General features: G+C 60.4%; 19 protein-coding genes and 1 pseudogene. 7 read left to right on the plus strand and 13 right to left on the minus strand.

Annotated elements, in window-relative coordinates:
* The first annotated feature begins 5 nt into the window (after window positions 1–5).
* Both FHS09_RS02420 and FHS09_RS02425 read left to right on the plus strand, forming a co-directional pair.
* The gene (locus FHS09_RS02420) at window positions 6–1,124 is read left to right on the plus strand and encodes an FAD-dependent oxidoreductase (RefSeq protein WP_221191756.1); all 1,119 of its coding nucleotides are present in this window, start codon (window positions 6–8) and stop codon (window positions 1,122–1,124) included.
* Window positions 1,125–1,186: 62 nt separating this feature from the next.
* Window positions 1,187–2,485: an FAD-dependent oxidoreductase gene (locus FHS09_RS02425; protein ID WP_183456351.1), complete on the plus strand. Its 1,299-nt coding sequence runs from the start codon at window positions 1,187–1,189 to the stop codon at window positions 2,483–2,485.
* 1 nt (window position 2,486) lies between these two features.
* Here the strand turns inward: FHS09_RS02425 and FHS09_RS22665 are convergent, their stop codons facing one another.
* A complete protein-coding gene (locus FHS09_RS22665) occupies window positions 2,487–2,879 on the minus strand; it encodes a helix-turn-helix domain-containing protein (RefSeq protein ID WP_183456353.1) in 393 nt (130 codons plus the stop codon).
* A gap of 320 nt (window positions 2,880–3,199) precedes the next feature.
* Here FHS09_RS22665 and FHS09_RS02435 point away from each other — a divergent pair, with 320 nt between their 5' ends.
* From FHS09_RS02435 to FHS09_RS02450, 4 genes are all read left to right on the plus strand, one after another.
* Window positions 3,200–4,222 (plus strand): aromatic ring-hydroxylating oxygenase subunit alpha, encoded by a 1,023-nt coding sequence (locus FHS09_RS02435; RefSeq protein ID WP_183456355.1) that lies wholly within the window; start codon window positions 3,200–3,202, stop codon window positions 4,220–4,222.
* 204 nt (window positions 4,223–4,426) lie between these two features.
* Window positions 4,427–4,591, plus strand: coding sequence for a hypothetical protein (locus FHS09_RS23335; RefSeq protein ID WP_425487760.1), 165 nt, complete (start codon window positions 4,427–4,429; stop codon window positions 4,589–4,591).
* On the plus strand, window positions 4,588–6,945 hold the full coding sequence (locus tag FHS09_RS02445) for a TonB-dependent receptor (RefSeq protein ID WP_183456358.1): 2,358 nt from the start codon (window positions 4,588–4,590) through the stop codon (window positions 6,943–6,945). Before FHS09_RS23335 ends, FHS09_RS02445 begins: the two co-directional genes overlap by 4 nt.
* Before the next feature lie 114 nt (window positions 6,946–7,059).
* Window positions 7,060–8,034, plus strand: a complete 975-nt coding sequence (locus FHS09_RS02450) for an MBL fold metallo-hydrolase (RefSeq protein WP_221191757.1) — start codon at window positions 7,060–7,062, stop codon at window positions 8,032–8,034.
* A 101-nt stretch (window positions 8,035–8,135) separates the two neighbouring features.
* Here FHS09_RS02450 and FHS09_RS02455 read toward each other — a convergent pair whose 3' ends face one another.
* Genes FHS09_RS02455 through FHS09_RS02470 form a run of 4 tightly spaced genes read right to left on the minus strand, consistent with a single transcriptional unit; the run spans window position 8,136 to window position 11,816 of the window.
* Window positions 8,136–9,242, minus strand: a complete 1,107-nt coding sequence (locus FHS09_RS02455; protein ID WP_183456360.1) for an ABC transporter permease — start codon at window positions 9,240–9,242, stop codon at window positions 8,136–8,138.
* Complete coding sequence (locus tag FHS09_RS02460; RefSeq protein WP_183456362.1) at window positions 9,239–10,177, minus strand: ABC transporter ATP-binding protein; 939 nt, start codon at window positions 10,175–10,177, stop codon at window positions 9,239–9,241. The genes FHS09_RS02455 and FHS09_RS02460 overlap by 4 nt, the downstream gene beginning before the upstream one ends.
* Window positions 10,174–11,172: an HlyD family secretion protein gene (locus FHS09_RS02465; RefSeq protein ID WP_183456364.1), complete on the minus strand. Its 999-nt coding sequence runs from the start codon at window positions 11,170–11,172 to the stop codon at window positions 10,174–10,176. The genes FHS09_RS02460 and FHS09_RS02465 overlap by 4 nt, the downstream gene beginning before the upstream one ends.
* Window positions 11,169–11,816, minus strand: coding sequence for a TetR/AcrR family transcriptional regulator (locus FHS09_RS02470; RefSeq protein WP_183456366.1), 648 nt, complete (start codon window positions 11,814–11,816; stop codon window positions 11,169–11,171). Before FHS09_RS02470 ends, FHS09_RS02465 begins: the two co-directional genes overlap by 4 nt.
* Window positions 11,817–12,109: 293 nt before the next feature.
* Between FHS09_RS02470 and FHS09_RS02475 the strand changes: the two genes are divergently transcribed.
* Window positions 12,110–13,816 carry a rhamnogalacturonan lyase B N-terminal domain-containing protein gene (locus FHS09_RS02475; RefSeq protein WP_221191758.1) on the plus strand — a complete coding sequence of 569 codons (1,707 nt, stop codon included), beginning with the start codon at window positions 12,110–12,112 and terminating at the stop codon, window positions 13,814–13,816.
* A gap of 48 nt (window positions 13,817–13,864) precedes the next feature.
* Here FHS09_RS02475 and greA read toward each other — a convergent pair whose 3' ends face one another.
* The 8 genes and pseudogenes from greA to dnaJ all read right to left on the minus strand — a co-directional run bounded on the left by greA (window position 13,865) and on the right by dnaJ (window position 23,585).
* Window positions 13,865–14,341 (minus strand): transcription elongation factor GreA, encoded by a 477-nt coding sequence (gene greA, locus FHS09_RS02480; protein ID WP_183456368.1) that lies wholly within the window; start codon window positions 14,339–14,341, stop codon window positions 13,865–13,867.
* A gap of 175 nt (window positions 14,342–14,516) precedes the next feature.
* On the minus strand, window positions 14,517–17,747 hold the full coding sequence (carB, locus tag FHS09_RS02485) for a carbamoyl-phosphate synthase large subunit (protein WP_183456370.1): 3,231 nt from the start codon (window positions 17,745–17,747) through the stop codon (window positions 14,517–14,519).
* A 91-nt stretch (window positions 17,748–17,838) separates the two neighbouring features.
* Window positions 17,839–18,972, minus strand: coding sequence for a glutamine-hydrolyzing carbamoyl-phosphate synthase small subunit (gene carA, locus FHS09_RS02490; protein ID WP_183456749.1), 1,134 nt, complete (start codon window positions 18,970–18,972; stop codon window positions 17,839–17,841).
* Between the two features lie 322 nt (window positions 18,973–19,294).
* Complete coding sequence (locus tag FHS09_RS02495; protein ID WP_246394332.1) at window positions 19,295–19,882, minus strand: YfiR family protein; 588 nt, start codon at window positions 19,880–19,882, stop codon at window positions 19,295–19,297.
* Between the two features lie 98 nt (window positions 19,883–19,980).
* Window positions 19,981–20,901 carry a 30S ribosomal protein S6--L-glutamate ligase gene (gene rimK / locus FHS09_RS02500; protein WP_246394391.1) on the minus strand — a complete coding sequence of 307 codons (921 nt, stop codon included), beginning with the start codon at window positions 20,899–20,901 and terminating at the stop codon, window positions 19,981–19,983.
* Window positions 20,902–20,985: 84 nt separating this feature from the next.
* A pseudogene (locus FHS09_RS22670) lies at window positions 20,986–21,387 on the minus strand (ATP-dependent zinc protease family protein); the annotation flags it as partial.
* A gap of 102 nt (window positions 21,388–21,489) precedes the next feature.
* Entirely contained in the window at window positions 21,490–22,302 is an 813-nt protein-coding gene (gene dapB / locus FHS09_RS02505) for a 4-hydroxy-tetrahydrodipicolinate reductase (RefSeq protein WP_183456374.1), read from the minus strand.
* A 161-nt stretch (window positions 22,303–22,463) separates the two neighbouring features.
* Complete coding sequence (gene dnaJ / locus FHS09_RS02510) at window positions 22,464–23,585, minus strand: molecular chaperone DnaJ (RefSeq protein WP_183456376.1); 1,122 nt, start codon at window positions 23,583–23,585, stop codon at window positions 22,464–22,466.
* Between the last annotated feature and the right edge of the window lie 13 nt (window positions 23,586–23,598).

Below are 23,598 nucleotides of genomic sequence, written 5' to 3' on the forward strand. Positions count from 1 at the left end.
AATCAGTGAATAAAGTACTTATTATTGGCGGTGGTTTTTCCGGCATGTCCGCCGCCATCCAGTTATGCAAACAAAACATTGAAACCCATCTGCTGGAGATTGATCCCGACTGGGGGGCCGACGGTGCGGGCATCAGCCTGGGTGGCGCGACTTTGCGCGCGTTCGGAACGCTGGGAATACTGGAGGCATTTCTGGAGCAGGGCAGCGCGCAGGATGGGGTGGAGATTACAGCACCCAACGGGCATCTGATCGGCACCATTCCCACAGCCCGAGTCGCTGGGCCTGACGTTCCCGGCGCCGGAGCGATTATGCGCCCGGTACTGGCCCGTATCCTGGCCGACAAGGTGGTGACATCCGGCACCCGGGTGCGCCTTGGGCAGACCTACAAATCCATCGAACCCGACGCGGATGGCGTCACAGTGACGTTTACCGATGGCAGCAGTGGCCGTTTCGACCTGGTGATCGGCGCCGATGGGCTCTACTCCAAACTACGGGAATGGCTGTTTCCAGAGGCGCCAAAGCCGCAGTACACCGGCCAGGGCGTGTGGCGGGCAGTCGTACCGCGCCCCGCCGAGGTGAATACCCTTAAGATGTGGGTGGGGCCGCACCTGAAACTGGGTCTGAACCCGGTATCCGGGGAAGAAGCGTACCTGTTCCTGACCGAGCACAGCGAGCAGCGTCAGCGCATCGCCGAAAGCGAGCAGGCCGCCAGGTTAAAACACCTGTTAGCGAATAACTTTACGGCGCCCATGGTGCACGAACTGGCGGTGCAAATAACCGGGGACTCTGTCGTGTATCGCCCGCTGGATGGGCTGTTGCTGCCGCGGCCCTGGTATCGTGGCCGGGTCGTGCTGATTGGCGATACCGTTCACGCCACCACCCCCCACCTGGCCTCGGGGGCCTGCATCGGCATCGAGGATGCCATCGTCCTGGCTGAGGAGCTGGGCCGCCACCAGAGGGTAGAGACGGCCTTCGAAGCTTTCCAGAATCGCCGTTGGGAGCGTTGCCGCATGGTAGTAAATAACTCCACCCGTTTGGGTGAAATCGAAATAGAAGGTGGCGACAAAGTCGAACACGCCAACATCATGCGCGACTCCACCATCGCCCTGGCGCAACCCATTTGAGCAGCCCTCGCCCGCGGGTCACAACTTCAAAACAATAAAACTCAAAAACAGCGAGGTGCGCAATGACATCAGCAACAGCATTACCCTGGCGCAAGGGGAAACGGGTGGCGATTATCGGCGCGGGCCCGGGTGGGGTATCCGCGGCGCTGGCGTTGCATCGCCAGGGTTACGATGTTCGCCTCTATGAGAAGAGCCCGGAGCCCAAACCACTCGGTGGCGGCGTGTTATTGAGTTCGCCGGTGCTGGCGATACTGCGCGAGTATGGCGTTGATCTGAACAATTTCGGCTCCTATACCTACACGGAATTCCGCAACCATCGCGGCCGGGTGCGAACCTGTGTGCCCTCCAATCCACGGGTTGAAAAGGCCTTCGGGCTCAAAGGCTGGCACTACGGCATGTTGCGCTCCAATGCCTTCGCCCGGATGATGGAGTGCCTGCCGGAAGGCATCCTTGTGGCCGATCACACGTTTCAGTCATACCAGGAGGGCAGCGATGACATCCAGGTTTCATTCACCAATGGCAACCGTGTGGAAGCGGATATTCTGGTCGGGGCCGATGGCATTCGCTCGGGGGTTTCCCGGCAGGCCTTTGGCGAACCGGATCTGTTTCATGTCGGCCTGCGGGTCTGGCTGGCCTGGTGTGATGCGGCCGGCCTTGAGGACATTCCCCCCCATACCGCAGCGGTTACTCACTCGAACAAGTACCAGGCCAGTTTCTTCCCCATGCTGCACGACGGCAAACCGGGCTATGAATGGTGGATTGTCGAGCCAGTGAAGGAGAATGCCCCGGAGCCAGAGAACGTCAAAGCGTATGTCCAGGGGATACTGAAAGACTGGGCGGACCCCTTGCCCCGTTTCCCGGATTTCACCGATTTCACCGATTTCAACAAGCAGATTTTCTGCTGGAATATCTACAACCGCCCGTCACTCAAGAAATGGAGTCGCGGCCGGGTCGTATGCCTGGGAGACGCGGTGCATCCGGTATCCCCCTACGCGGCCTACGGCATGGGCATGGCCATTGAAGACGGGTATTTTCTGGGCAAAGCGCTGGGCCAACGGAATTTCAGTGATAGCGATTCCGTCACCCAAGGCTTTGCCGCATTCGAAGCGCAGCGGGTCGATTACGTAAATCACCACATGGAATTTGCCCGCAAGCTGGGCAATCTCTTCCACTATTTGCCCTATCCCCTGGCCAAACTCAGGGACTTGGTGTTTGACCACACGGGTTTTCTGGAAAAGATGATCACGCGGGACTATCTCAGAGATCAGGAGGCGATGAGCCTGTCTCTGTATGAATTACATCAGATTGATCAGGCGGAACTATCTCAGCAATCAGGAGGCGATGAGTCTGTCCCTGCGTGAATTACATCTCAAGGGTGTCGCGGTGCACTTTCACATAATCCCGCGGCGCCATGCCAAATCGCTGGCGAAACGCCTGCCGAAAGGCGCGTTCAGAGCGATAGCCCACCGCTTCTGAAATTTCGCTGACCGACAGTTGCCGATCCAGCAGGTAGCGGGCCGCAAGCTGGATGCGGCAATCCACCAGATATTCCATGGGCAACTGGCCCACCAGGTGGTGAAAGGCACGAGAAAAGCTGGAGCGCGCCATGCCGACTTCGTCTGCCAGCAATGACGCTGTCCAGTGTTCGTCGCAACGCAGATGCATGATGGCCAGTGCCTGGCCAATGCGCCGGTCCGACAACCCCTTCAGCCAGCTTGGTGTCAGGGATTTTTCCGTATTCAGGTGAGCGCGCACAAAGCTGGAGAAAATGAGTTCTGTCAGGTGCAGCGCCGTCGCGCTAAATGTTGAGCCAGAAGTTGCCCCGGGTCACCGAGAAAACATAGGTGAATCCCGGTGGAAATACCGGCATCAGCAAACTCCAGGACCCCGCCAGTGAGAAAGTCCCCATCGAATGGGAAAAAACACCCAGGGAGCGCAGCACATCACCGAGGAGGTCCATAACCAAGAAGATAAATAGTTGAGAGTATTTAGCCGAAATAAAGTAAAAAAGAGCATAACGGCGCAAAGCTGTGGTGTCTACACTGGCCGAAATTCATAATAAAAAGGGGGAGAATATGTCTTACCTGAAAAATGCGTGGTATTTGGCGGCCTGGGATTATGAGGTGCGCGACAAGCCTCTGGGGCGGGTCATCGCAGAGCGGCCCATTGTCATTTTCCGCCAATCGAACGGTGAGCTGTGCGCCATCGGTGATCGCTGCCCGCACCGCTTTGCGCCGCTGCACATGGGGAAGGTTGTAGACGATGTCATCGAGTGCCCCTATCACGGACTCAGGTTTGGTGCCGACGGGCAGTGTGTCCACAACCCTCACGGTAATGGCAAAATTGCCCGAGCGGCAAGGGTGCCCGAGTACAGCGTTAGGGAACGTCACCGCGGTGTCTGGGTCTGGCTGGGTGACAAGGATCAGGCCGACACCTCCCTGATTCCGGATTACTCGATAATGGACGACACTCAAGGTACCGGCGTTGTTCAGGATTACATGCGCGCTGAAGCCAACTATCAACTGCTGACGGACAATATCCTCGATCTGACTCATGCAGACTATGTGCATGCGGGATCCCTGGGCAACGGCAGTATGACCAAAACCCTGCCAAAGGTCTGGGAAGAAGGTGAGGCGGTTTTCGCACATTGGTGGATTGTTGGCGAGAAGGCAATTCCCGCTTTGGCCCGCCAATTGCCAGACCCGGAAGCGCCAGCGGATCAGTGGCTTGAGGTGAAATGGAATGCACCAGGGAATATGTCGCTCAGAGTGGGCGCCACCCCGGCGGGCCGTCCTCGTGAAGAGGGTATCGATTCCACCTCCTTTCATATTATGACGCCCGAAACGGCGACCACTACCCATTATTTCTTTGCCAATGCCCGCCAGTTCCGGGTTGATGATCCAGCGATAGACCAAGTGTTAAAGGAAATTATTGCCAACCAGTTCCTGGGCGAGGACAAGCCGATACTTGAAGCGCAGCAAAAAATGATGGGCACGACCGATCTGTTCAGTCTCAAGCCGGTATCACTGCCTCAGGATGTGGCGGCGGTGCGGGTGCGGCGTAAGCTCGAGGCCATGTGCGCAGAGGAAAATCAATAGATAAGGGGATGGGTAAAACGTTAGAACTTTCATTGGGAAACCGCATGAACCAATGGCCTCGGCCATGCCTAACTAATGTATCGTGATTGTGGATACATCTCATCGCAATAAGTGATTTTTAAACAAGGTATTTTTCGACGTAGCCTGTTTCGCAGTGCCGGAGGGTGCCGGCTGTAACAACATCCACCGCTTGCCGGCGGCAGCCTGCAGGCGGGGGAGGTTACCGATAATGATAATGAAACCAACCCTACGCCGGATGGCTGCCTGGCCCTGGTGTCGAGCGACCTGACACTGGCCGCGGACGTGTCTCACTTGGCGCCCGCCATGCGATGCGTCATCGATCTCTGGCGTGACGGAGAACAGCTATGATGAAAAACAATCCTTTTACAAGACGTAACACCATCGCACTCGCCATCCTGACTGCCGCCGCACCGCTGACGGCCAGCGCCGCCACGCGTGAGATTGAGGAAGTCGTGATCACCGCCGAGCGCAAGGAGGCCAGTATCCAGGACACTGCGGCAGCCATCACCGCCGTTTCCGGCGAAAAACTGGAACAAATGGGGGTGGATTCCGCCGAAGATCTCAGTATCACCACGCCAAGCCTGCAAGCCAATATGGGCGGTGGCTTGATGCAGTTTTATGTGCGTGGGGTTGGCACCTTCGCGGGCAATGCCTTTGCTGAAAATGCCGTATCGTTCAATATGGACGGGGTCTACGTGTCCCGCACCGATACCTATGGCGGTCTGTTTTACGACTTAGAACGCATTGAAGTACTGAAAGGGCCCCAGGGTACCCTGTACGGTCGCAACTCCACCGGTGGGGCCATCAACCTGCTCAGCCGTCGTCCCGAGATTGGCGGCGACATGGGAGGATATATCAGCGCCGAGGCTGGTAACTATGATCTGAGGCGGTTTGAGGCGGCTGCCAATATTCCCGTCAATGATGTCTTTGCCATGCGCGCCGCCGGTCAGAAAATTGATCGCGACGGGTATTTTGATGACGGCACCAGTGATGCCGACTCCACCAGTTTCCGCCTGTCCGGCCTGTACGACAGTGGCGATTTTTCCGCCTTGGTGATTGCTGAGGCTCAGCGTGAAGATCGCACTGGACCAGGGGCTACGATTTCCGGGCCCAGCAGCGAGGTCAGCGGTGATTTTCTCGATAGTGATGACCCCTGGAACGCCGGCGTTCTGTCAGATGCCGTCGACCAGGCGCTCACCATAGACCGCGGTCCAAGTGCATTCATTTTTATCCCTGGTGTCGGCCCCGTACCTGGCCCTGGCCCTGGTCTCCTCACGCGCGGATCGCTGGCCCAAGGCACAGAGACCTCCCCCGACCCCGGGTTCGAGCTGGAAGCCCAAAGTATTGTTGCCGAGTTCAACTGGCATACGGATATGGGGACCTTTACTCTGATTCCCTCCTACCGGGAAAGCGAGGTTGATAACCAGAACTACGTCCCAGGCTTTTTGCTCGATACCTTCACCGAGTCCGATCAGACGTCACTCGAATTTCGCTGGGCCCACAGTACGGACAAGCTGGATTGGGTAGCTGGAATGTTTTATTTCGATGAAAATACCAGCAATGACTCGTTCTTCATCCAGGAACTCCCAAATATTAATCTTGCCCCTGGCCAGACGGCGAACTCTTTTGAGAATATCGACCTCGATCTCGAAACCGAGACAGCGGCGATTTTTGCCGAAGGAACCTATTCCTTGACCGACAAGCTGGGACTCAAGCTGGGCGCCCGCTATACCCAGGAAGAAAAGGGCATGCTAGGCGGCACTGCCATCGTCAACTTACCCTCGGACACATTCCCGGTCTTCCCTCCCTATGTCAGCCAGCACGAGTTTGACTTGCGGGGTACGGGCGTGGATGACGAGGAGGTAACCTGGAAGCTGGGGCTGGAATACGATATCGACGCGGATAACTTCGTCTATTTCACCGCCAGCACCGGCTTCAAGGCTGGCGGCTACTACGCGGAGCAGGAGCAATTCGGCAATTTCTTCGACCCGGAAACCATTACCGCCTACTCCCTAGGTAGCAAGAATACCTTGCTGGACGGTTCACTGAGGGTCAATGCCGAGCTGTTCTACTGGGATTACAAGGACCACCAGGAATCCCACCTGGCGAACAGCCCTGGAGGCTATTCTACCTTTGTCACCGAGAATGTCGGGCAGGCAACCATGAAAGGTCTGGATCTTGAAGTAGACTACCTGCTGACCGCGGTGGACCGTCTGACGCTGAACGCGCAACTCATGGATGCCACCTTCGACGAGTTCGAGTTCACAGCCCTCTCTCCAGGCGGCGAACCCAATGTCGGCTGTGACTTCTCTCAAGTACCTGGTACGGAGAACTACGTTATCGACTGTAGTGGCCGGGACGCGATCCGCGCGCCCGAGTGGTCGTTCACACTTGCCTACGAGCATATCTTCGATCTCCAGGAAAACGGTGAACTGGCATTTACGCTGCGCACCAAGGTATCCGGTGAAACCTATACTGGCATTGAATACCTGCCTTCACAGAAAGCCGATGAATATACCCGGACCGATGTGTACCTGAATTACACCTCGCCCTCCGGTACATGGAACGCGGCCATCTGGGGACGGAATCTTGAGAACGAGGCAACCATCAATAGTGGCTTTCTCTCAACGTTCACTGACCTGATGTTCTCGACGATCAGCGAACCGCGTACCTTCGGTGGTAGTGTTCAGTACAACTTTTAATCTTAACTGGTGTTTGTCCTTTCCGCGCCTTTTCCTTTTGGGCGCGGCTTTTTCTTTGATATCTGATATATAACCCCATCAGCTGTAGAACCAACTCACTATAAGGAGTTGACGATGAATATTCTCAAATGGATGGCGGGAGCTGTGCTCGCTGCAGCACTTAGTAACACTGCCTTTTCCGGCACAGATTCATCCGTAAACAGCGAATGGATTACCCTGGGCACCATGGCGGGTCCGCAACCCGATCCCGTGCATTCGCAACCGGCCAATGCATTGGTGGTCAATGATCGCGTTTATCTGGTAGATGCCGGCGATGGAACGGTCGGTCGCCTGACCACGGCAGGCTTGAATATGCAAAGTATCGAGGCGGTATTTATCAGTCACCTGCACTTTGATCATACCGGCGGTTTGCCAGCGCTGATCAGTCTGCGGTGGCAAACCGGCGCTTCGGACATGCTAACCGTTTACGGCCCTCCCGGTACCCGGCAAATGGTTGAAGGTATTTTTGCATTCATGGCTTACGGCGTGGAGGGACACTATGGGGTCCCCGGTAAAATTCCTCCGCCCGCGAACCGCAACGTCAAAGTGGTGGAGCTCGGTGATGGTGAGAGCGTGAAGTTCGAGGACTTCACCTTAACCGCAGCCCGCAACACGCACTACAGTTGGCCCAAGGGCAGTGAGGAGTGGAAGAAGTTCCTGTCTTTTGCCTACAAGTTCGAACTTCCCGGCAGGATAATTGTATATACCGGCGACACCGGCCCCAGTGAGGCCGTTGAAAAACTTGCCCGGGGAGCCGATCTGCTGGTCAGCGAAATGATGGATATTGACCACACTATCGCTCTGCTAAAACGCGTCAACCCGGGCATGGAGGGCGAAGTGTTTACAGGGATAACTACCCATTTATCCAACCACCATCTGAGTCCGGAGCAGGTCGGGCAGATAGCCGACAGAGCAGGGGTAAAGAATGTCGTTGTGACTCACATGGCGCCCGGGCTGATAGAGCCCGAAGAGGTGGAATACTACACCCGGCGGGTCAAGGCCCTGTACAAGGGGCCGGTTACTATAGCCAGGGACCTGGATCGGTTTTGATGCGCCTGGCCCTGAATAAACGACCTCTACGAGGCCTGCTGTAAAAATAAAATCGATAACCGAAAGCTGCTTCAGATAGCCAAGAGGCGATATAAGACGGATTAATCCAGGCGTTTTCTGAACCGCAATATGGCAAAAGTCATCATCAGGAAGATAAAGACCACCAGCGCCAGCACGTCCGGCCACAGCTCCAGCAGCCCGGCACCGCGCAGCATCACGCCGCGGATCAGGCGCAGGAAGTGGGTGAGCGGCAACACCTCGGCGATCCACTGGGCGATATGGGGCATGCCGTCGAAGGGGAACATAAAGCCGGACAGCAGTATCGAGGGCAGGAAGACGAAGAAGGTCATCTGCATGGCCTGGAACTGGGACTGGGCGCGGGTGGAAATCAGCAGACCCATGCTCAGGTTGGCGAGGATCAGCAGTACGCCGGCCCAGTAGACATCCAGCACACTGCCGCGGATGGGCACGTCGAAGAGCAGCATGCCCAGCAGCAGGATCAGGCTGGTCTGCACCAGGCCGATCAGGCCGTAGGGCAGCACTTTGCCGATCATCAGTTCGGCGCTGCTCACCGGGGTGGCGATCAGCAGTTCCATGTTGCCGCGCTCCCGCTCGCGCACTATGGCCACCGCGGTGAACATCACCATGGTCATGGTGAGGATAATGCCGATCAGTCCGGGGACGATATTGATCGCGGAGACGCGCTGGGGGTTGTAGAAACTCACCACTCTGATCGGCGTTTCGGGAAGCGGCACGGAGGAATTCCGCGGCACGCCGGGCACATGGACCAGCGGCATCTGCGCCAGCTGCGCGGCGGCGCTCTGCACCACGGTATCGCTGCCGTCCACCAGTACCTGCACCGCCTCGCTGCCCTGCTCCATGCGGCGCTCGAAATCCCGGGGTATCACCACCCCCACGCTGATCTCGCCCCGGCGCAGCATGGCCATCAGCTGCTGCGCGCTGGTCGCATCCACTACCGGCTCGATTATCCCGGTGGCGAGCATGTCCATCACCACTTGGCGCGAACCGCTGGTGCCCGCTTCATCGGCGATTGCTGCGGGCAGGTGGCGCAGGTTGAGGTTGATGGCATAGCCGAACAGGATCAGTTGCATGATCGGGATGCCGATAATCATTGCCAGGGTAATGCGGTCCCGGCGCAATTGGCGCACCTCCTTGACCACCACTGCCAGCAGTCGCCGCGAATTCACGATTGTTCCTCCTCCCTGTAGGTAACCGCAACAAACACATCCTCGAGACTGGGCTCCGTGGGTTCCGCCTCGGCGCTCAACCCTTCCCGTTCAAAGGCTTCATTGATGCGCGCCGTATTGTCGTCCACTTTCTCCAGGAGAACCCGCAGGCTGTTGCCGATCTGCGCTGCGCTGATAACCCCCGACACGCCGAGCAATATCTCCTTCGCCCGGCGTGGGTGGTCTGTGCGCACCTCCAGCGTGCGCCCCCGTAAGGAGCCGGTCAGGTCCGCCGGGGAGTCGTCCGCCACCAGCACTCCCCTGTCCAAAATCGCCAGGCGATGGCAGCGCTCCGCCTCGTCCATATAGTGGCTGGAAACCAGCAGGGTGGTGCCGGCGTCCGCCAGTTCGAACAGCTTCTCCCAGAAATCCCGCCGGGATTCCGGGTCTACGGCGCTGGTGGGCTCGTCGAGAAACAGCAGTTCCGGCTTGTGGATCACCGCGCCCGCCAGTGCCAGGCGCTGCTTCTGCCCGCCGCTCATGGTTTCCGCCAGTTGGTCGGCGCGGTCGCTGAAATGGTATTCCTCCAGCAGCTCGTCCACCCGCGCAGTGGTGTCGCGGCGCGACAGGTTTTGGATCGCGGCGAGAAACTCCAGGTTTTCACGCACCGTGAGATCGGTAAACAAAGAGAAGTGCTGGGTCATATAGCCGATGCGTTTGCGCAGCGCGTCGGCTTCATCGGGAATCTTCAAGCCCAGCACTTCGATATCCCCCTCGGTTGGGGTCAGCAGGCCGCACAGCATGCGGATGCTGGTGGACTTGCCGGAGCCGTTGGGGCCGAGAAAGCCGTATACCTGCCGGCGCGCGACGGTGAGATCCATATCGTTCACCGCCACCAGGTCGCCGAACTTCTTGGTCAGACCGCGGGCACGGATCGCCGGCTCGGATTCGCTCATAGTGCGCTGCCCTGAGACCTTGCCGGGTTCCCCGCCCCGGAAGAGGTGGCGCGGGGAAACTCCGCACGCAGCGGCAGTCCGGCGGGCAGTTCGGCGGCATCCTGTCCCAGCTGGATTTCCGCCAAGTAGCTGAGCCGCGCCACATCGTCGCCAGTGAGGGCATAGTAGGGAGTGAAAACCGGCTCATTGCGGATCATCCGCACCCGCCCACGAAAAGGTTTTTCCCGTCCCTGTAAAAAGACCTCGGCGCTGTCACCCACCTGCACATCCGCGCGCAGCGGTTCGGGGATATACACCCGGGCGTAGGGTGTGTCCCCCACCAGCATAATCGCCAGCGCACCGCCCACCGGCGCCTCGTCCCCCAACTTGAAGGGCAAGTCATCCACCAGGCCGTTTCTGGGGGCCTGCACATCGAGTTTCTCCAGCAGCACCGCTTGCGCCTCCGCTTCCGCCCGGGCCTGGAGCACGGCGGCCTCTCCCTGGGCAATCTGTTCGCTGCGAGTGCCCCGCTCCAGTTCCAGCAGCGCCGCCTGAGCGGACTCCACCTGTGCGGTGGCGGCGTCGGCGGCGGCCTTGGCGCTGTCGATCTCCTGCTGGGAGACATAATCCTGGCGGCCCAGTTCATACAGGCGACGGTAATGGTCCCGCGCCTCCTTTTCCTCGGCGAGGGCGGCGGCCAGGTTCGCCCGGGCGCGCTCGATCTCCTCGATCCGCGGGCCCACCCGCAGTTCCTTGAGTTCCGCCTTGCGCCGCTGTACCTCGGCACGGGCGGCGTTCAGCTGCGCGCGGGTGCGGCTGTCGTCCAATTGCAACAGCAGTTGCCCGGCACTGACCCGCTGCCCCTCGCGCACCTCGATGCTCACGATCTTCTCCGCCGCCGGCGCCGGCAGCGCGATGCGGTCCCACTCCAGGGTGCCCAGGGCCTGCTTCGGCTCGGGCTGGCAGGCGCACAACAGCAGTGTTGCGAACAGGACGGAAAACCCGACGCCCTTCATGGCTTCAACTCCAACCCCCTCTGCAGCAGTGCCAGGGTGTGCCGCTGCATATCCTCACCGGTGATATCGTCCGCATCCTGCAACTGCCGCCAGATGGGCGCACCGGCGGCGGGAAACAGGGTCAGGCCGATCAGGGAGACCAGTAGCAGTCGGGGGTCCAGGGCGACATTCAGTTTCCCTTCCTCCTGGGCGGTGGCAAACCGGGCAGTGAAAAGGCGGGCCACTTCCTTCAGGCGGTCGATCATCAATCCCCGCAGGGCTCCTCCTTCGCACAATACCTCCCTCACCCAGAGCGGCGGCCACCAGGGGTTCTCCACTACCACCTCGCCCATGGCGGAGATAAAAGTATTGATCAGCGCCGACACATCGCCGCTGGAAACCAGTTTCTCCTGAACCCGATACATCAGCGGCATTATCCGTTCCTCGATCACCGCCTGCCGCAACTGCTCCCGGTTGCCAAAATAGTAGTGCAATAGTGCAGGGGTTACGCCGGCCTCACTGGCGATGGCCTTGAGGGAGGTAGCCGCCACCCCTTCACGGGCATAGCAGGTCAGCGCCGCATCGATCAGCGCCGGGCGCAGTTCGGCGGAGTCGCGGCTTGGGCGGCCGGGAGGCCGCTTATTGGCCGTGCTTCTGGGCGTCATGAATCCCACCTTTCAACAGATAAGTAATCAAAATTTAATTAATTATTTAATTAAATTCAAGGATCGCGAGGAACGTGGTAGGAAGTTTCACGACTAGCGGCCTGAGCAATTATTCTTCAGTGTATGACCAATTTCGGAAAAAAATGCTAAGGCGTCGGGAGAAAACGAAAAACTTTCCATATTTAATGGATGGCGAGTAGCTGAAGGAAACGTCGCCGATAGCGCCGAAGCCCTTAGCAGCTCATTGAAGTAAGTACTTACAAGACAAAAGCAACACTACTGCGGAAGAAGCTATGAATAGAAACTCTCCAACCAAAATGCGCCTTTCCCCTCGGGGAATTACCGGCTGGAAGGCCTTGCTCCCGGGGCTGACGCTGGTGCTTCCCTGCCTCGCCTGTGCCGACTTCGGCCTGAGTGCGAGCACAGACTTTTATACGATCGATACCGATGCCGGCCTGGTGTTCAAAGTGCGCAGGACGGACAACGGGGCCAGCACCCAGTCCGCCGGCGATATCGCTTCCCTGGTGTACGAAGGGGCCGAATACCAGAACCAGAGCCGGGGCTCCCAGGTCAACGCGGGCTTCGACTGGCTGTATTCCGGCACTTCCTCGGTGGCGGTGAGTGCATCGACCGTAGGCACCGACTTTATCAAGGTGACTGTCGAGGCCGGGGACCTCACCCACTACTACATGGCCCGCCGCGGCTATCCGCATATTTACATGGGGACCCACTTCACATCGGAGCCGAATGTTCACAACCATGTGCGCTACATCCTGCGCCTGAGTTCCGCGCTGCTGCCCGATGGCCCCGAGGCTTCCGACCTCCGCGGCACGGTTTCGACCGTCGAGTCATCGGATATCTTTGCCCTGGCCAACGGCGAAACCCGCTCCAAGCACTATTCCAACCAGCGCCTGAAAGACTGGACCCATATCGGTGCCACCGGCAACAACGTGGGCATGTGGGTGGTCCGGGACGACCATGAAGGAGGCTCTGGCGGCCCCTTTTACCGCAGCCTGCTCAACCAGGCCACGGATACCGACCAGGAACTGACCTATATCGTCAATTACGGCCAGGCCCAGACCGAGGACTTCAGGACCGGCATCCTGAACAGCTACACCTTCGTGGCGACCGGGGGAGAAGCCCCCAGCGAGCGGCCCGATACTTCCTGGTTTGCCGATATGGAGTTGCGGGGATACGTCGCGCCGTCTGAACGCGGCCGGATAGCGGGCGTCGGGATCAGCGGCATGGACCCGAATTACGACTACACCGTGGGCTTCGCCAGCGGCACCGCGCAGTACTGGACCGATGCCGGCTCAGACAACGGTTACTACAGCCGCGCCGGCATACGCCCGGGCACCTATAAGATGACCATCTATAAAGACGAATTGGAGGTCTACACACGGGAGGAGGTGACGGTCACCGCAGGTGAAACAACGATTCTTCACAGCATTTCCATCGCGGATGATCCCAGCGGCGATCCTGCGATCTGGCGCATCGGCGACTGGGACGGCTCGCCGCAGGAGTTTCTCAACGGCGACAAGCTGACGAAGATGCATCCTTCCGATGTGCGGATCGATACCTGGGACCCGGTTAACCATATTATCGGGTCATCAAGTGACGCGGAATTTCCTGCGTATATGTGGAAGGAAGTCAACAACGATCATATCGTCTACTTCAAATTGAACAGCGACCAGATCGAATCCGCCCACACCCTGCGTATCGGTCTGACCTGCGCCTTTGCCGGCGGGCGGCCCAACATTACGGTCAACGACTGGACTTCCGACTTCCAGTCGGCATCGAGCCAGCCCAGGAGCCGCAACCTGACCACCGGCAGCTATCGCTGCAACAACGTCACCTATCCCTTTGAGATCCCCGCTACTGCCTGGAAGCAGAATCCCGGGGAGTGGAATCGGTTGGTGATTTCTGTGATCAGTGGCTCGGGTGGTTCAGGGTTTTTGTCGGCGGGTTACAGCGTCGACAGTATCGATCTGCTCGAATAATTGCAGGAGGTCTAGCAGCGGGCCTGAGGCCCGCTTGTGGAACTGGGATCAGATGTGCTTGACCTGGTCGATCTCGTACTCGACCGCGCCGGAGGGGGTGTGCACTTCCACTACGTCGCCCTCTTCCTTACCGATCAGGGCGCGGGCGATGGGGGAGTTGACGGAAATCTTGTGGTTTTTTACATCCGCCTCATCGTCGCCGACGATCTTGTAGGTGACCTCCTCGTCGGTATCCATATGGATAATGCTCACCGTGGTACCGAAGATCACCTTGCCGCTGGGCTCGATGGATTTGACATCGATCACCTGTGCGAAGGACAGCTTGCTCTCGATATCGCGGATGCGCCCCTCAATAAAGCCCTGCTTTTCGCGGGCGGCGTGGTACTCGGCGTTTTCTTTCAGGTCACCGTGTTCGCGGGCCTCGGCGATGGCCTGAACTACGGCCGGGCGCTCGATTTTTTTCAGCTTTTCCAGTTCGGCACGCAGTGACTCGGCGCCCTCTATGGTCATTGGTACCCGGTTCAAAATGGGGCCTCCAAATTTATTCACTAGAAAACCAGGCTTTGCCAATGGGCGAGGCCTGGCTGGTATTTCAGGATTTGATATTGCCTGTAGGAGCCGCCGTTGGCCGCGATCGATGCGGGGTTAACCGCTGAGTCCGATCGCGGCCAACGGCCGCTCCTACAAAAAGGCGCAAGCCTTATTCCGGCAGCTTGACCACCTGCTGGTGCAAGTCCTGCAGGCGGCGCACCTTGAGCGGTTCGCCGATCTGCATCGCCAGGGCCATGGCCTTGGCCGCGGCCAGCGTGGTGGTGTAGCACACCTGGTGGTTCTCCGCGCTGCGGCGGATATCGGCGGAATCGCGAATGGCCTGGCGCCCCTCCGTGGTGTTGACTACCAGGGCGATCTCGTCGTTTTTGATCATATCGACGATATGCGGCCGGCCCTCGCTCATCTTGTTGACGGTTGTAACGGGAATATCGCTCTCTTGCAAGACCCTGGCTGTGCCGCGGGTGGCAACCAGCTCGAATCCGAGCCCGGCCAGGTCCCGCGCAACGCTCACCACCTCGGGCTTGTCGAAGTCGCGCACGGAGATGAACACCTTGCCGGACTCCGGCAGGGTGTCGCCTGCGGCGAGCAGGCCCTTGTCGAAGGCCTCGGCAAAGGTCTCGCCCACGCCCATGACTTCGCCGGTGGATTTCATTTCCGGGCCGAGGATGGGGTCCACTTTGGGGAACTTGTTGAACGGGAATACCGATTCCTTGACCGAGAAATAGTCCGGCACGATTTCCTTGGTAAAACCCTGTTCCGCCAGAGTGGTACCCGCCTGGCAACGCGCGGCGATCTTGGCCAGGGAGGTGCCGATGCACTTGGATACGAAGGGGACGGTGCGCGAGGCGCGGGGGTTCACCTCGATCACATAGATCTCGCCGTCCTGGTAGGCCAACTGGGTGTTCATCAACCCCACCACGCCCAGTTCGCGGGCCATGGCCTTGACCTGTTCGCGCATGCGGTCCTGCACTTCCGCCGGGAGGCTATAGGGCGGCAGCGAACAGGCGGAGTCCCCGGAGTGTACGCCGCACTGCTCGATATGCTGCATGATGGCGCCGATCACCACATCCTGCCCATCGGATACCGCGTCGATATCCACCTCGATGGCGGCGTTGAGGAAGTTGTCCAGCAGCACCGGGGCCTCGTCGGACACCTGCACCGCCTCTTTCATGTAATTCAGCAGTTCGTCTTCCTTGTACACGATCTCCATGGCGCGGCCGCCGAGCACGTAGGAGGGGCGAACCACCAACGGGTAGCCCACTTCCTTGGCGGCCTGGATCGCCTCGGAAACCGAACGCACTATGGCGTTCTGCGGCTGCTTGAGCCCCAGGCGTATAATCATCTGCTGGAAACGTTCGCGGTCTTCCGCGCGGTCGATCTGCTCCGGGGTGGTGCCGATAATCGGCACCCCTTCGTTGGCCAGGTAGCGCGCCAGGTTCAGCGGCGTCTGGCCGCCGAACTGCACGATTACCCCCACCGGCTTCTCCTTGCTCACGATTTCCAGCACGTCCTCCAGGGTCACCGGCTCGAAGTAGAGGCGATCGGAGGTGTCGTAATCGGTGGAGACGGTCTCGGGGTTACAGTTGACCATGATGGTCTCGTAGCCATCCTCACGCATTGCCAGCGCGGCATGCACGCAACAGTAGTCGAACTCGATACCCTGGCCGATGCGGTTGGGACCGCCGCCGAGCACCATGATCTTCTTCCTGTCGGACGGGTTCGCCTCACACTCCTCGTCGTAAGTGGAGTACATATAAGCGGTGCTGGTGGAGAACTCGGCCGCGCAGGTATCGACGCGCTTGTAGGACGGGAATACGCCCAGCTTGTGGCGGAATTCGCGCACGGTTTTCTGACTGACGCCGAGCAGGTCCGCCAGGCGGCGGTCGGAGAAGCCCTTGCGCTTCAAGTAGCGCATCTGCTCGGTGGTGAGCGCCGAGGTGGGCATGGAACCCAGGGGCTTCTCGATCTTGATCAGTTCCTCGATCTGCACCAGGAACCAGGGGTCGATGGCGGATACTTCGTAGACTTCCTGTACGCTCATGCCCATGCGGAAGGCGTCGCCCACATACCAGATGCGCTCGGCACCGGGCACCGAGAGCTCGCGGCGCAGGCGCTCCTGGGCGCCGTCCTCATTCGGATCTATCTTGCTCTCCAGGCCGAAACTCCCCACTTCCAGGCCGCGCAGAGCCTTCTGCAGAGACTCCTGGAAGGTGCGGCCGATGGCCATTACCTCGCCCACGGATTTCATCTGCGTGGTCAGGCGCGCGTCCGCCTCGCCGAACTTCTCGAAGGTGAAGCGCGGGATCTTGGTGACCACGTAATCGATGGTGGGCTCGAAGGAGGCCGGGGTGGCGCCACCGGTGATGTCGTTCTGCAGTTCGTCCAGCGTGTAGCCCACCGCCAGCTTGGCGGCCACCTTGGCGATCGGGAAGCCGGTGGCCTTGGAGGCGAGCGCCGAGGAGCGGGATACCCGCGGGTTCATCTCGATCACCACCATGCGCCCGGTTTCGGGACAGACGCCGAACTGCACGTTGGAACCGCCGGTCTCCACGCCGATCTCGCGCAACACCGCGATGGAGGCGTTGCGCATCAGCTGGTATTCCTTGTCGGTCAGGGTCTGCGCCGGGGCCACGGTGATGGAGTCGCCGGTGTGCACGCCCATGGGGTCGAAGTTCTCGATGGAGCAGACGATGATGCAGTTGTCGTTCCTGTCGCGCACCACCTCCATCTCATATTCTTTCCAGCCGAGCAGCGACTCGTCGATCAGCAGTTCGTTGGTGGGGGACAGGTCGAGGCCGCGCTTGCAGATCTCCTCGAACTCGGGCCAGTTATAGGCCACGCCGCCGCCGGAGCCGCCCATGGTGAAGGACGGGCGGATGATCACCGGGAAGCCGAACTGCTCCGGCACCTTCTTTGCCTCCTCCAGGGAGTGCACGATCTTCGCCCGCGGGGTCTCCAGGCCGATGGCGCGCATAGCCTTGTCGAACAGGTCGCGATCCTCGGCCTTTTCAATGGCGTCTTTGTCGGCACCGATCAGTTCCACACCGAACTTTTCCAGCACGCCGTGTTTGTCCAGATCCAGCGCACAGTTGAGCGCCGTCTGGCCGCCCATGGTGGGCAGGATGGCGTCCGGGCGCTCCTCCTCGATGATCTTGGCAACGGTGCGCCACTCCACCGGCTCGATATAGGTGGCGTCCGCCATGGACGGGTCGGTCATGATGGTGGCGGGGTTAGAGTTCACCAGGATCACCCGGTAGCCCTCCTCGCGCAGCGCCTTGCAGGCCTGGGCCCCGGAATAGTCGAATTCACAGGCCTGGCCGATTACTATCGGGCCGGCGCCGATAATCAGTATGCTTTTGATATCTGTGCGTTTTGGCATCTTTCTTCCGTTTCACACCGGCCTGTTAACCGGTAGGTCTCAAAAATAAATTCGCGTACTGGCGGCCTGCGAGAGGCTTTGCAAATTGCGCCTAGCGGCGCGCCTCCATCAACTCGATAAACTGGTCGAACAACGGTGCCATATCGTGCGGTCCCGGGCTGGCCTCCGGGTGCCCCTGGAAGCTGAACGCCGGCTTGTCTTTCAGGCGGATACCCTGCAGTGTGCGGTCGAACAGGGACACGTGGGTCACTTCCACATTCTCAGGCAGGCTGTCCGCATCCACCGAGAAGCCGTGGTTCTGGGCGGTGATCATCACCTTGCCGGTCTGCAAACACTGTACCGGATGGTTGCCCCCGTGGTGGCCGAACTTCATTTTTGCCGAGTGGCCACCAGCCGCCAGGCCCAGCAGCTGGTGGCCGAGGCAGATGCCGTAGGTGGGGATACCCACCTCGAGAAATTCCCTGATCGCGTCGATGGCGTAGTCGCAGGGCTCCGGGTCGCCGGGGCCGTTGGACAGGAAAATGCCGTCGGGGTTGAGCGCCAGCGCCTCGGAGGCCGGGGTTTCCGCCGGCACCACGGTGACATCGCAGCCGCGGTCCACCAGCATGCGCAGGATATTGCGTTTGACTCCGTAGTCGTAGGCCACCACCTTGAAAGGCTGCTCCGGTGCGGCCCTGTGGCCCGCGCCCAGCTCCCAGGTGCCCTCGTTGAACGGGTAGCTCTGCTTGGTGGAGACCACCTTGGCCAGATCCATGCCTTTGAGGCCGGCGAACTCCCGCGCCTTGGCCAGCGCCGCTGCGCTGTCGATGTTTTCCCCGGCGACAATGCAGCCGCTCTGGGCACCGCCGTCGCGCAGAAGGCGGGTGAGGCGGCGGGTGTCGATATCGGCGATGCCGACGATATTGCGCTCCCGCAGGTATTCGTCCAGCGACTGTTCCTTGCGGAAGCTGCTGGCCAGCAGCGGCAGGTCTCGGATCACCAGGCCCGCGGCCCAGATTTGGTCGCATTCCTCGTCTTCCGCATTGGTGCCGGTATTGCCGATATGGGGATAGGTGAGAGTCACTATCTGTCGGGCGTAGGAGGGATCGGTGAGGATCTCCTGGTAGCCGGTCATGGAGGTATTGAAAACCACTTCGCCAACGGCGCTGCCGTGGGCGCCGATGGCGCGCCCGTAAAATTCGCTGCCGTCTGCAAGTATCAGCAGAGCTGGCGTAGTGTGGGGCATCAGGGGCTCCGGCGTGGGGGCGGTTTTATTCAAATTGATCTCCAGTGAATGCTGTTTACCCGAGATATGCCGCATTTGCGGGCGCCAGGCGAACGGGCCAGGGAGGGTTCCCGGCCGGTGAAGCTGCCTTCGGCAGGACGCAGGTGTACCCTATAAACCTATAAAAAAGCGAGATGGCCTCTCAGCTCATCTCGCTTTTTTAAAAACTTTGTTCACGCGCGGCTCTCGTTATGTGACCGGCGGAGGACCCGCCAAACCGGGCGCAGATTCTACGCGATTTTTACCGTTTGTGCCAGTGGGCCGTACCGGGCGTGCTGTCCACCTACTCAGGCTCCCGACTCAGGCGAAACAGGCTGTTGCCCATTTTCAGCTCCGCCCGGTCGAGCATGGTCTTGTTCAGTTGCAGGGCGATGGTGTCGCCGTTGCCGGTAAAGCCGATGATACCGCCGGCAGCGGCGAAACGCTCGATGTCGCTGATGGTGAGGACGGGGAAGAACTCCAGGGCACCCACTGTCTTCATCAGGCTTTCCCTTTCCATGTTGCCCAGCACCACTATCTGGCAGCTGCGCGCCCGCAGCAGCTCGCCCATGTTCACCTGCTCCAGCTCCACGCGACGCCCGTTCACCCGCTGGTGTTTAAGGCGCTTCGCCAGGGGCCCGCGCAGACGGTCATCACCCATAACACAGATACGGAAAGGGGCATCGGTACCGGAAAACACCTGGATGGGCCACTGCAGATGGTGAGCGAAGTGAACGATATAGTCGACCATCACCCGGCGACCGGCTTCGGAATCGGACAGCAGGGTGGCGGCGCGACTACCGGTGGCGGCTACCGCCGCCAGCAATACCGTCAGGTGGAGCAACACCAGGCCGGAGATGCGCAGGTAGAAGCGATATTTCCTAGGAATCATACCTTTGAGCCCCGTTGACCATCCTGGAAAACAGTCGTTGCGCCGGGCACTTTGCCGCGGCGCTCTCAAAGGTTAGTACCGGCGAGAGGGCGTCGCCATCAGGGGAGAGGGGGCTGGGTCTCCTGCACCGCCAATGAGCGCCATTTGAGCGCCTTTTCAATGGCCAGGATCATGCCGCCGGCCACATCCTTGCGGGTGGCGCTCTCGATACCCTCGAGCCCGGGCGAGGAGTTGACCTCCAGCAGCAGCGGCCCCTTTTTGGAACGGATAATATCCACCCCGGCCACTTTGAGCCCCAGAACCTTGGCGGATTTGATCGCCAGGCGCTTCTCCTCGGCGGTGACCTTGACCACCGAGGCGGTGCCTCCCTGGTGGATATTGGCCCGGAACTCGCCCGGCGCCGCCTCCCGCTGGATGGCCGCAACCACCTTGTTGTCGATCACGAACAGGCGCAGGTCGCGCCCCTGGGCCTCGCGGATAAACTCCTGCACCAGCAGGTTGGCCTTTAGGGATTTGAAGGCGTTGATCACCGACTCCCCCGCCTTGCGGGTTTCCGCCAGCACTACGCCCCTGCCCTGGGTGCCCTCCAGCAGCTTCACGATCAGCGGCGCGCCGCCCACCATTTCGATCAGTTCGTTGGTGTCCACCGGCGAGTTGGCGAAACCGGAGATGGGGATATTCAGGCCGTTCTGCTGCAACAGCTGCAGGGAAAACAGCTTGTCCCGCGACTGGCTGATGGCCGCCGAGCCGTTGAGAGCGAATACGCCGATGCTTTCGAAGTGGCGGGTGAGCGCACAGCCGTAGAAGGTCTGGCTGGGCCGAATCCGCGGTATCACCGCGTCCAGGTTGTTGAGAATGCGTCCATCCCGGTAGTGCACTTCCGGCTCTGTGGGGTCCAGCTTCATATAGCACTGGCGGATATCCAGGAAGCTCATGCGGTGGCCGCGCTCGGCACCGGCCTCCATGATGCGCTGGTTGCTGTACAGGTCGGGATTGGAGGCGAGCACGCCGATACGCAGGCCGGTGCCGGCGATATGGTGCTCGTCACGGTAGTACTCCTCCAGCTCGCTGGCGGGCAGGTCCCCGAGGCAGAAGCTCTCCGACGGGTCCACCAGCATGCGCCCGAGCATCGCCTCCCGTCCCAGCAGCATGCGGTAACCCATGGTGTCCCGGTTGGTGAGGGTCAGTTCGATATCCCACACACTGCCGCCGACCGCGAGCGCGGTGCGGATTACCGGGCGCTTTTCGCTGTCGCCGGAGGAACTGCGCACCATGCGCTTGTCCAGTACCCGCGCTTCGCAGCGCACCGACGGGCGGCGCAAATGCTGCAGCGGGTGCGCCTCGAAGCTGACCCAGGGATCGCCGTCGCGCTTGAAAGTCTGGATATTGTAGGCGTGCAGGGACGAGGTCTTCGCTCCCGAGTCCACCCGCGCCTTGATCGCGGGGATACCCAGACCGGGGAGGCTGCACCACTCTTCGCTGCCGACGATTAGTTTTTTTTCCAAGTTCGATTTTCCGTTACAAATAGCAAAAATCAGGGCGGGCTCGTGCCATCAGACGGCCGGCGATGGGCACGCTGCGCTTTGTCCATCCTACATTTCCCACTGCTATAGGCCCAGCACATCGCGCATATCGTAGTGGCCGGGCTCGCGGCCCGCCAGTCCCTCCCCCGCCAGCCAGAGCGCGGCGCGCACCGCCCCGCGGGCGAACGACAGGCGACTGCTGGCCTTGTGGCCTATCTCCACCCGTTCGCCATCCGCCAGGAACATCACCGTGTGATCCCCCACCACATCGCCGCCGCGCACCGTGGCAAAGCCGATGGTATCCCGCGAGCGCGCGCCGGTCTGGCCCTCGCGGCCATAGACGGCGACCTCCGACAGATCGCGACCCAAAGTCCCGGCGACCACCTCGCCCATGCTGATGGCGGTGCCGGAGGGGGCGTCCACTTTGTGACGATGGTGGGCCTCGACGATCTCGATATCCGCATCTTCGCCCAGTACCCGCGCGGCGGTTTCCAGCAGTTTGAAGCAGAGATTGACCCCGGTGGAGAAATTGCTGGCCAGGCACAGGGGTATGGACTGCGCGTGCGCCAGCACTTCGGCTTTCTGTGCCGGGTCGAAACCGGTGGTGCCGATGACAATGGGTTTGCCGCGGGCGGCACAGAAGGCGGTGTTGGCCAGGGTGGCGACGGGAGCGGTGAAGTCGATCAGCACGTCGAAATCCGCCTGCGCCAGGTCGCCCACAATCGGCAGACCACTGCGCCCCAGACCCGCGACTTCGCCAGCATCGGCGCCCACAAGGCTGGACTCGGGCCGCACGATTGCCGCGGACAGCTCCGCCGCATCCGACTGCCCCAACGCCTGCGCGAGTGCACGCCCCATGCGCCCACCAAATCCCGTTACTGCAACTTTTATCGCCATGATTTTTCCTCCCGTCCGGCCGAAGCCGCGGATTCTACCCCGGTAGGTAAGGATAGCTGTAGTGGTATTGCAGGAGATAGGAGGGAGGAATGGGGAAAGAAAGCACTCGTCCGCAGGCGGGCCTGCGGCCCGCTTGCGGAGCTGGAGCTTTCAGCGCGGGATCAGAGTTTCATATCGCCGAAAAAGTTCTTCACTCCCTCGAACCAGCCGGTCTGGCGGGGGGAGTTTTTCTTTTCGCTCAGGGTGTCGGCGAATTCCTGCAACAGGTCCTTCTGTTTCGCGGACAGATTCACCGGGGTCTCCACCACCACGCGGCACAGCAGGTCGCCGGGGGCGCCGCCGCGCACCGGGGTGACGCCCTTCCCGCGCAGGCGGAAGAGTTTGCCAGTCTGGCTCTCCGGGGGAATCTTCAGTTTGACCTTGCCCTCCAGGGTGGGGACTTCCAGCTCCCCGCCCAGCGCGGCGGCGACAAAACTGATCGGGACTTCGCAATAGAGGTTCTTGCCATCGCGCTGGAACAGCTCGTGTTCGCGCACCACCACCTGCACGTAGAGATCTCCTGCGGGACCGCCGTCCGGACCCGCCTCGCCCTCGCCGGAGAGGCGGATGCGGTCGCCGCTGTCCACGCCCGGCGGCACCTTGACCGAGAGAGTCTTGGTCTCCTCCACACGGCCGCGGCCATGGCAGCTGCTACAGGGATCGCTGATGATGGTGCCGCGCCCGCGGCAATTGGGGCAGGTCTGCTGCACCGAGAAGAAGCCCTGCTGCATGCGCACTTGACCGATACCCCCGCAGGTGCCGCAGGTCTGCGGCTGGGAGCCTGGCTTGGCACCGGAGCCATGGCAGGTTTTACAGGAGGCCAGAGTGGGTACGCGAATCTTGACCGTGGTGCCGCGCACTGCGTCTTCCAGGTCCAGCTCCAGGTCGTAGCGCAGGTCGGAGCCCCGCGCCGGCCCACCGCGGCGGCCGCCGCCGCCGCCGAAGATATCGCCGAATACATCGCCGAAGATGTCGGAGAAACCGCCAAAACCGCCGGCTCCGCCGCCGCCCATCTGGCCCTCCACGCCGGCGTGGCCGAACTGGTCGTAGGCCGCCTTTTTCTGCGGGTCGGACAGTACTTCGTAGGCCTCGTTGGCCTCTTTGAATTTGTTCTCCGACTCCTTGTCGTCGGGGTTGCGGTCCGGGTGGTATTTCATCGCCACCCGGCGGTAGGCCTTTTTAAGGTCTTTTTCCGACGCGTTCCGATCGACGCCGAGGATTTCGTAATAATCGCGCTTCGACATAAAAATGGTGTTC

The organism is Microbulbifer rhizosphaerae, from assembly GCF_014191725.1.
Taxonomy (GTDB): Bacteria; Pseudomonadota; Gammaproteobacteria; order Pseudomonadales; family Cellvibrionaceae; genus Microbulbifer; species Microbulbifer rhizosphaerae.

Coding starts and splice junctions, on each gene's coding strand:
- FHS09_RS02425 (WP_183456351.1), top strand. CDS start 1,187: ATGACATCAGCAACAGCATTACCCTGGCGCAAGGGGAAACGGGTGGCG.
- FHS09_RS02435 (WP_183456355.1), top strand. CDS start 3,200: ATGTCTTACCTGAAAAATGCGTGGTATTTGGCGGCCTGGGATTATGAG.
- FHS09_RS02445 (WP_183456358.1), top strand. CDS start 4,588: ATGATGAAAAACAATCCTTTTACAAGACGTAACACCATCGCACTCGCC.
- FHS09_RS02450 (WP_221191757.1), top strand. CDS start 7,060: ATGAATATTCTCAAATGGATGGCGGGAGCTGTGCTCGCTGCAGCACTT.
- FHS09_RS02460 (WP_183456362.1), bottom strand. CDS start 10,177: ATGAGCGAATCCGAGCCGGCGATCCGTGCCCGCGGTCTGACCAAGAAG.
- FHS09_RS02465 (WP_183456364.1), bottom strand. CDS start 11,172: ATGAAGGGCGTCGGGTTTTCCGTCCTGTTCGCAACACTGCTGTTGTGC.
- FHS09_RS02470 (WP_183456366.1), bottom strand. CDS start 11,816: ATGACGCCCAGAAGCACGGCCAATAAGCGGCCTCCCGGCCGCCCAAGC.
- FHS09_RS02475 (WP_221191758.1), top strand. CDS start 12,110: ATGAATAGAAACTCTCCAACCAAAATGCGCCTTTCCCCTCGGGGAATT.
- carB (WP_183456370.1), bottom strand. CDS start 17,747: ATGCCAAAACGCACAGATATCAAAAGCATACTGATTATCGGCGCCGGC.
- carA (WP_183456749.1), bottom strand. CDS start 18,972: ATGCCCCACACTACGCCAGCTCTGCTGATACTTGCAGACGGCAGCGAA.
- FHS09_RS02495 (WP_246394332.1), bottom strand. CDS start 19,882: ATGATTCCTAGGAAATATCGCTTCTACCTGCGCATCTCCGGCCTGGTG.
- dapB (WP_183456374.1), bottom strand. CDS start 22,302: ATGGCGATAAAAGTTGCAGTAACGGGATTTGGTGGGCGCATGGGGCGT.
- dnaJ (WP_183456376.1), bottom strand. CDS start 23,585: ATGTCGAAGCGCGATTATTACGAAATCCTCGGCGTCGATCGGAACGCG.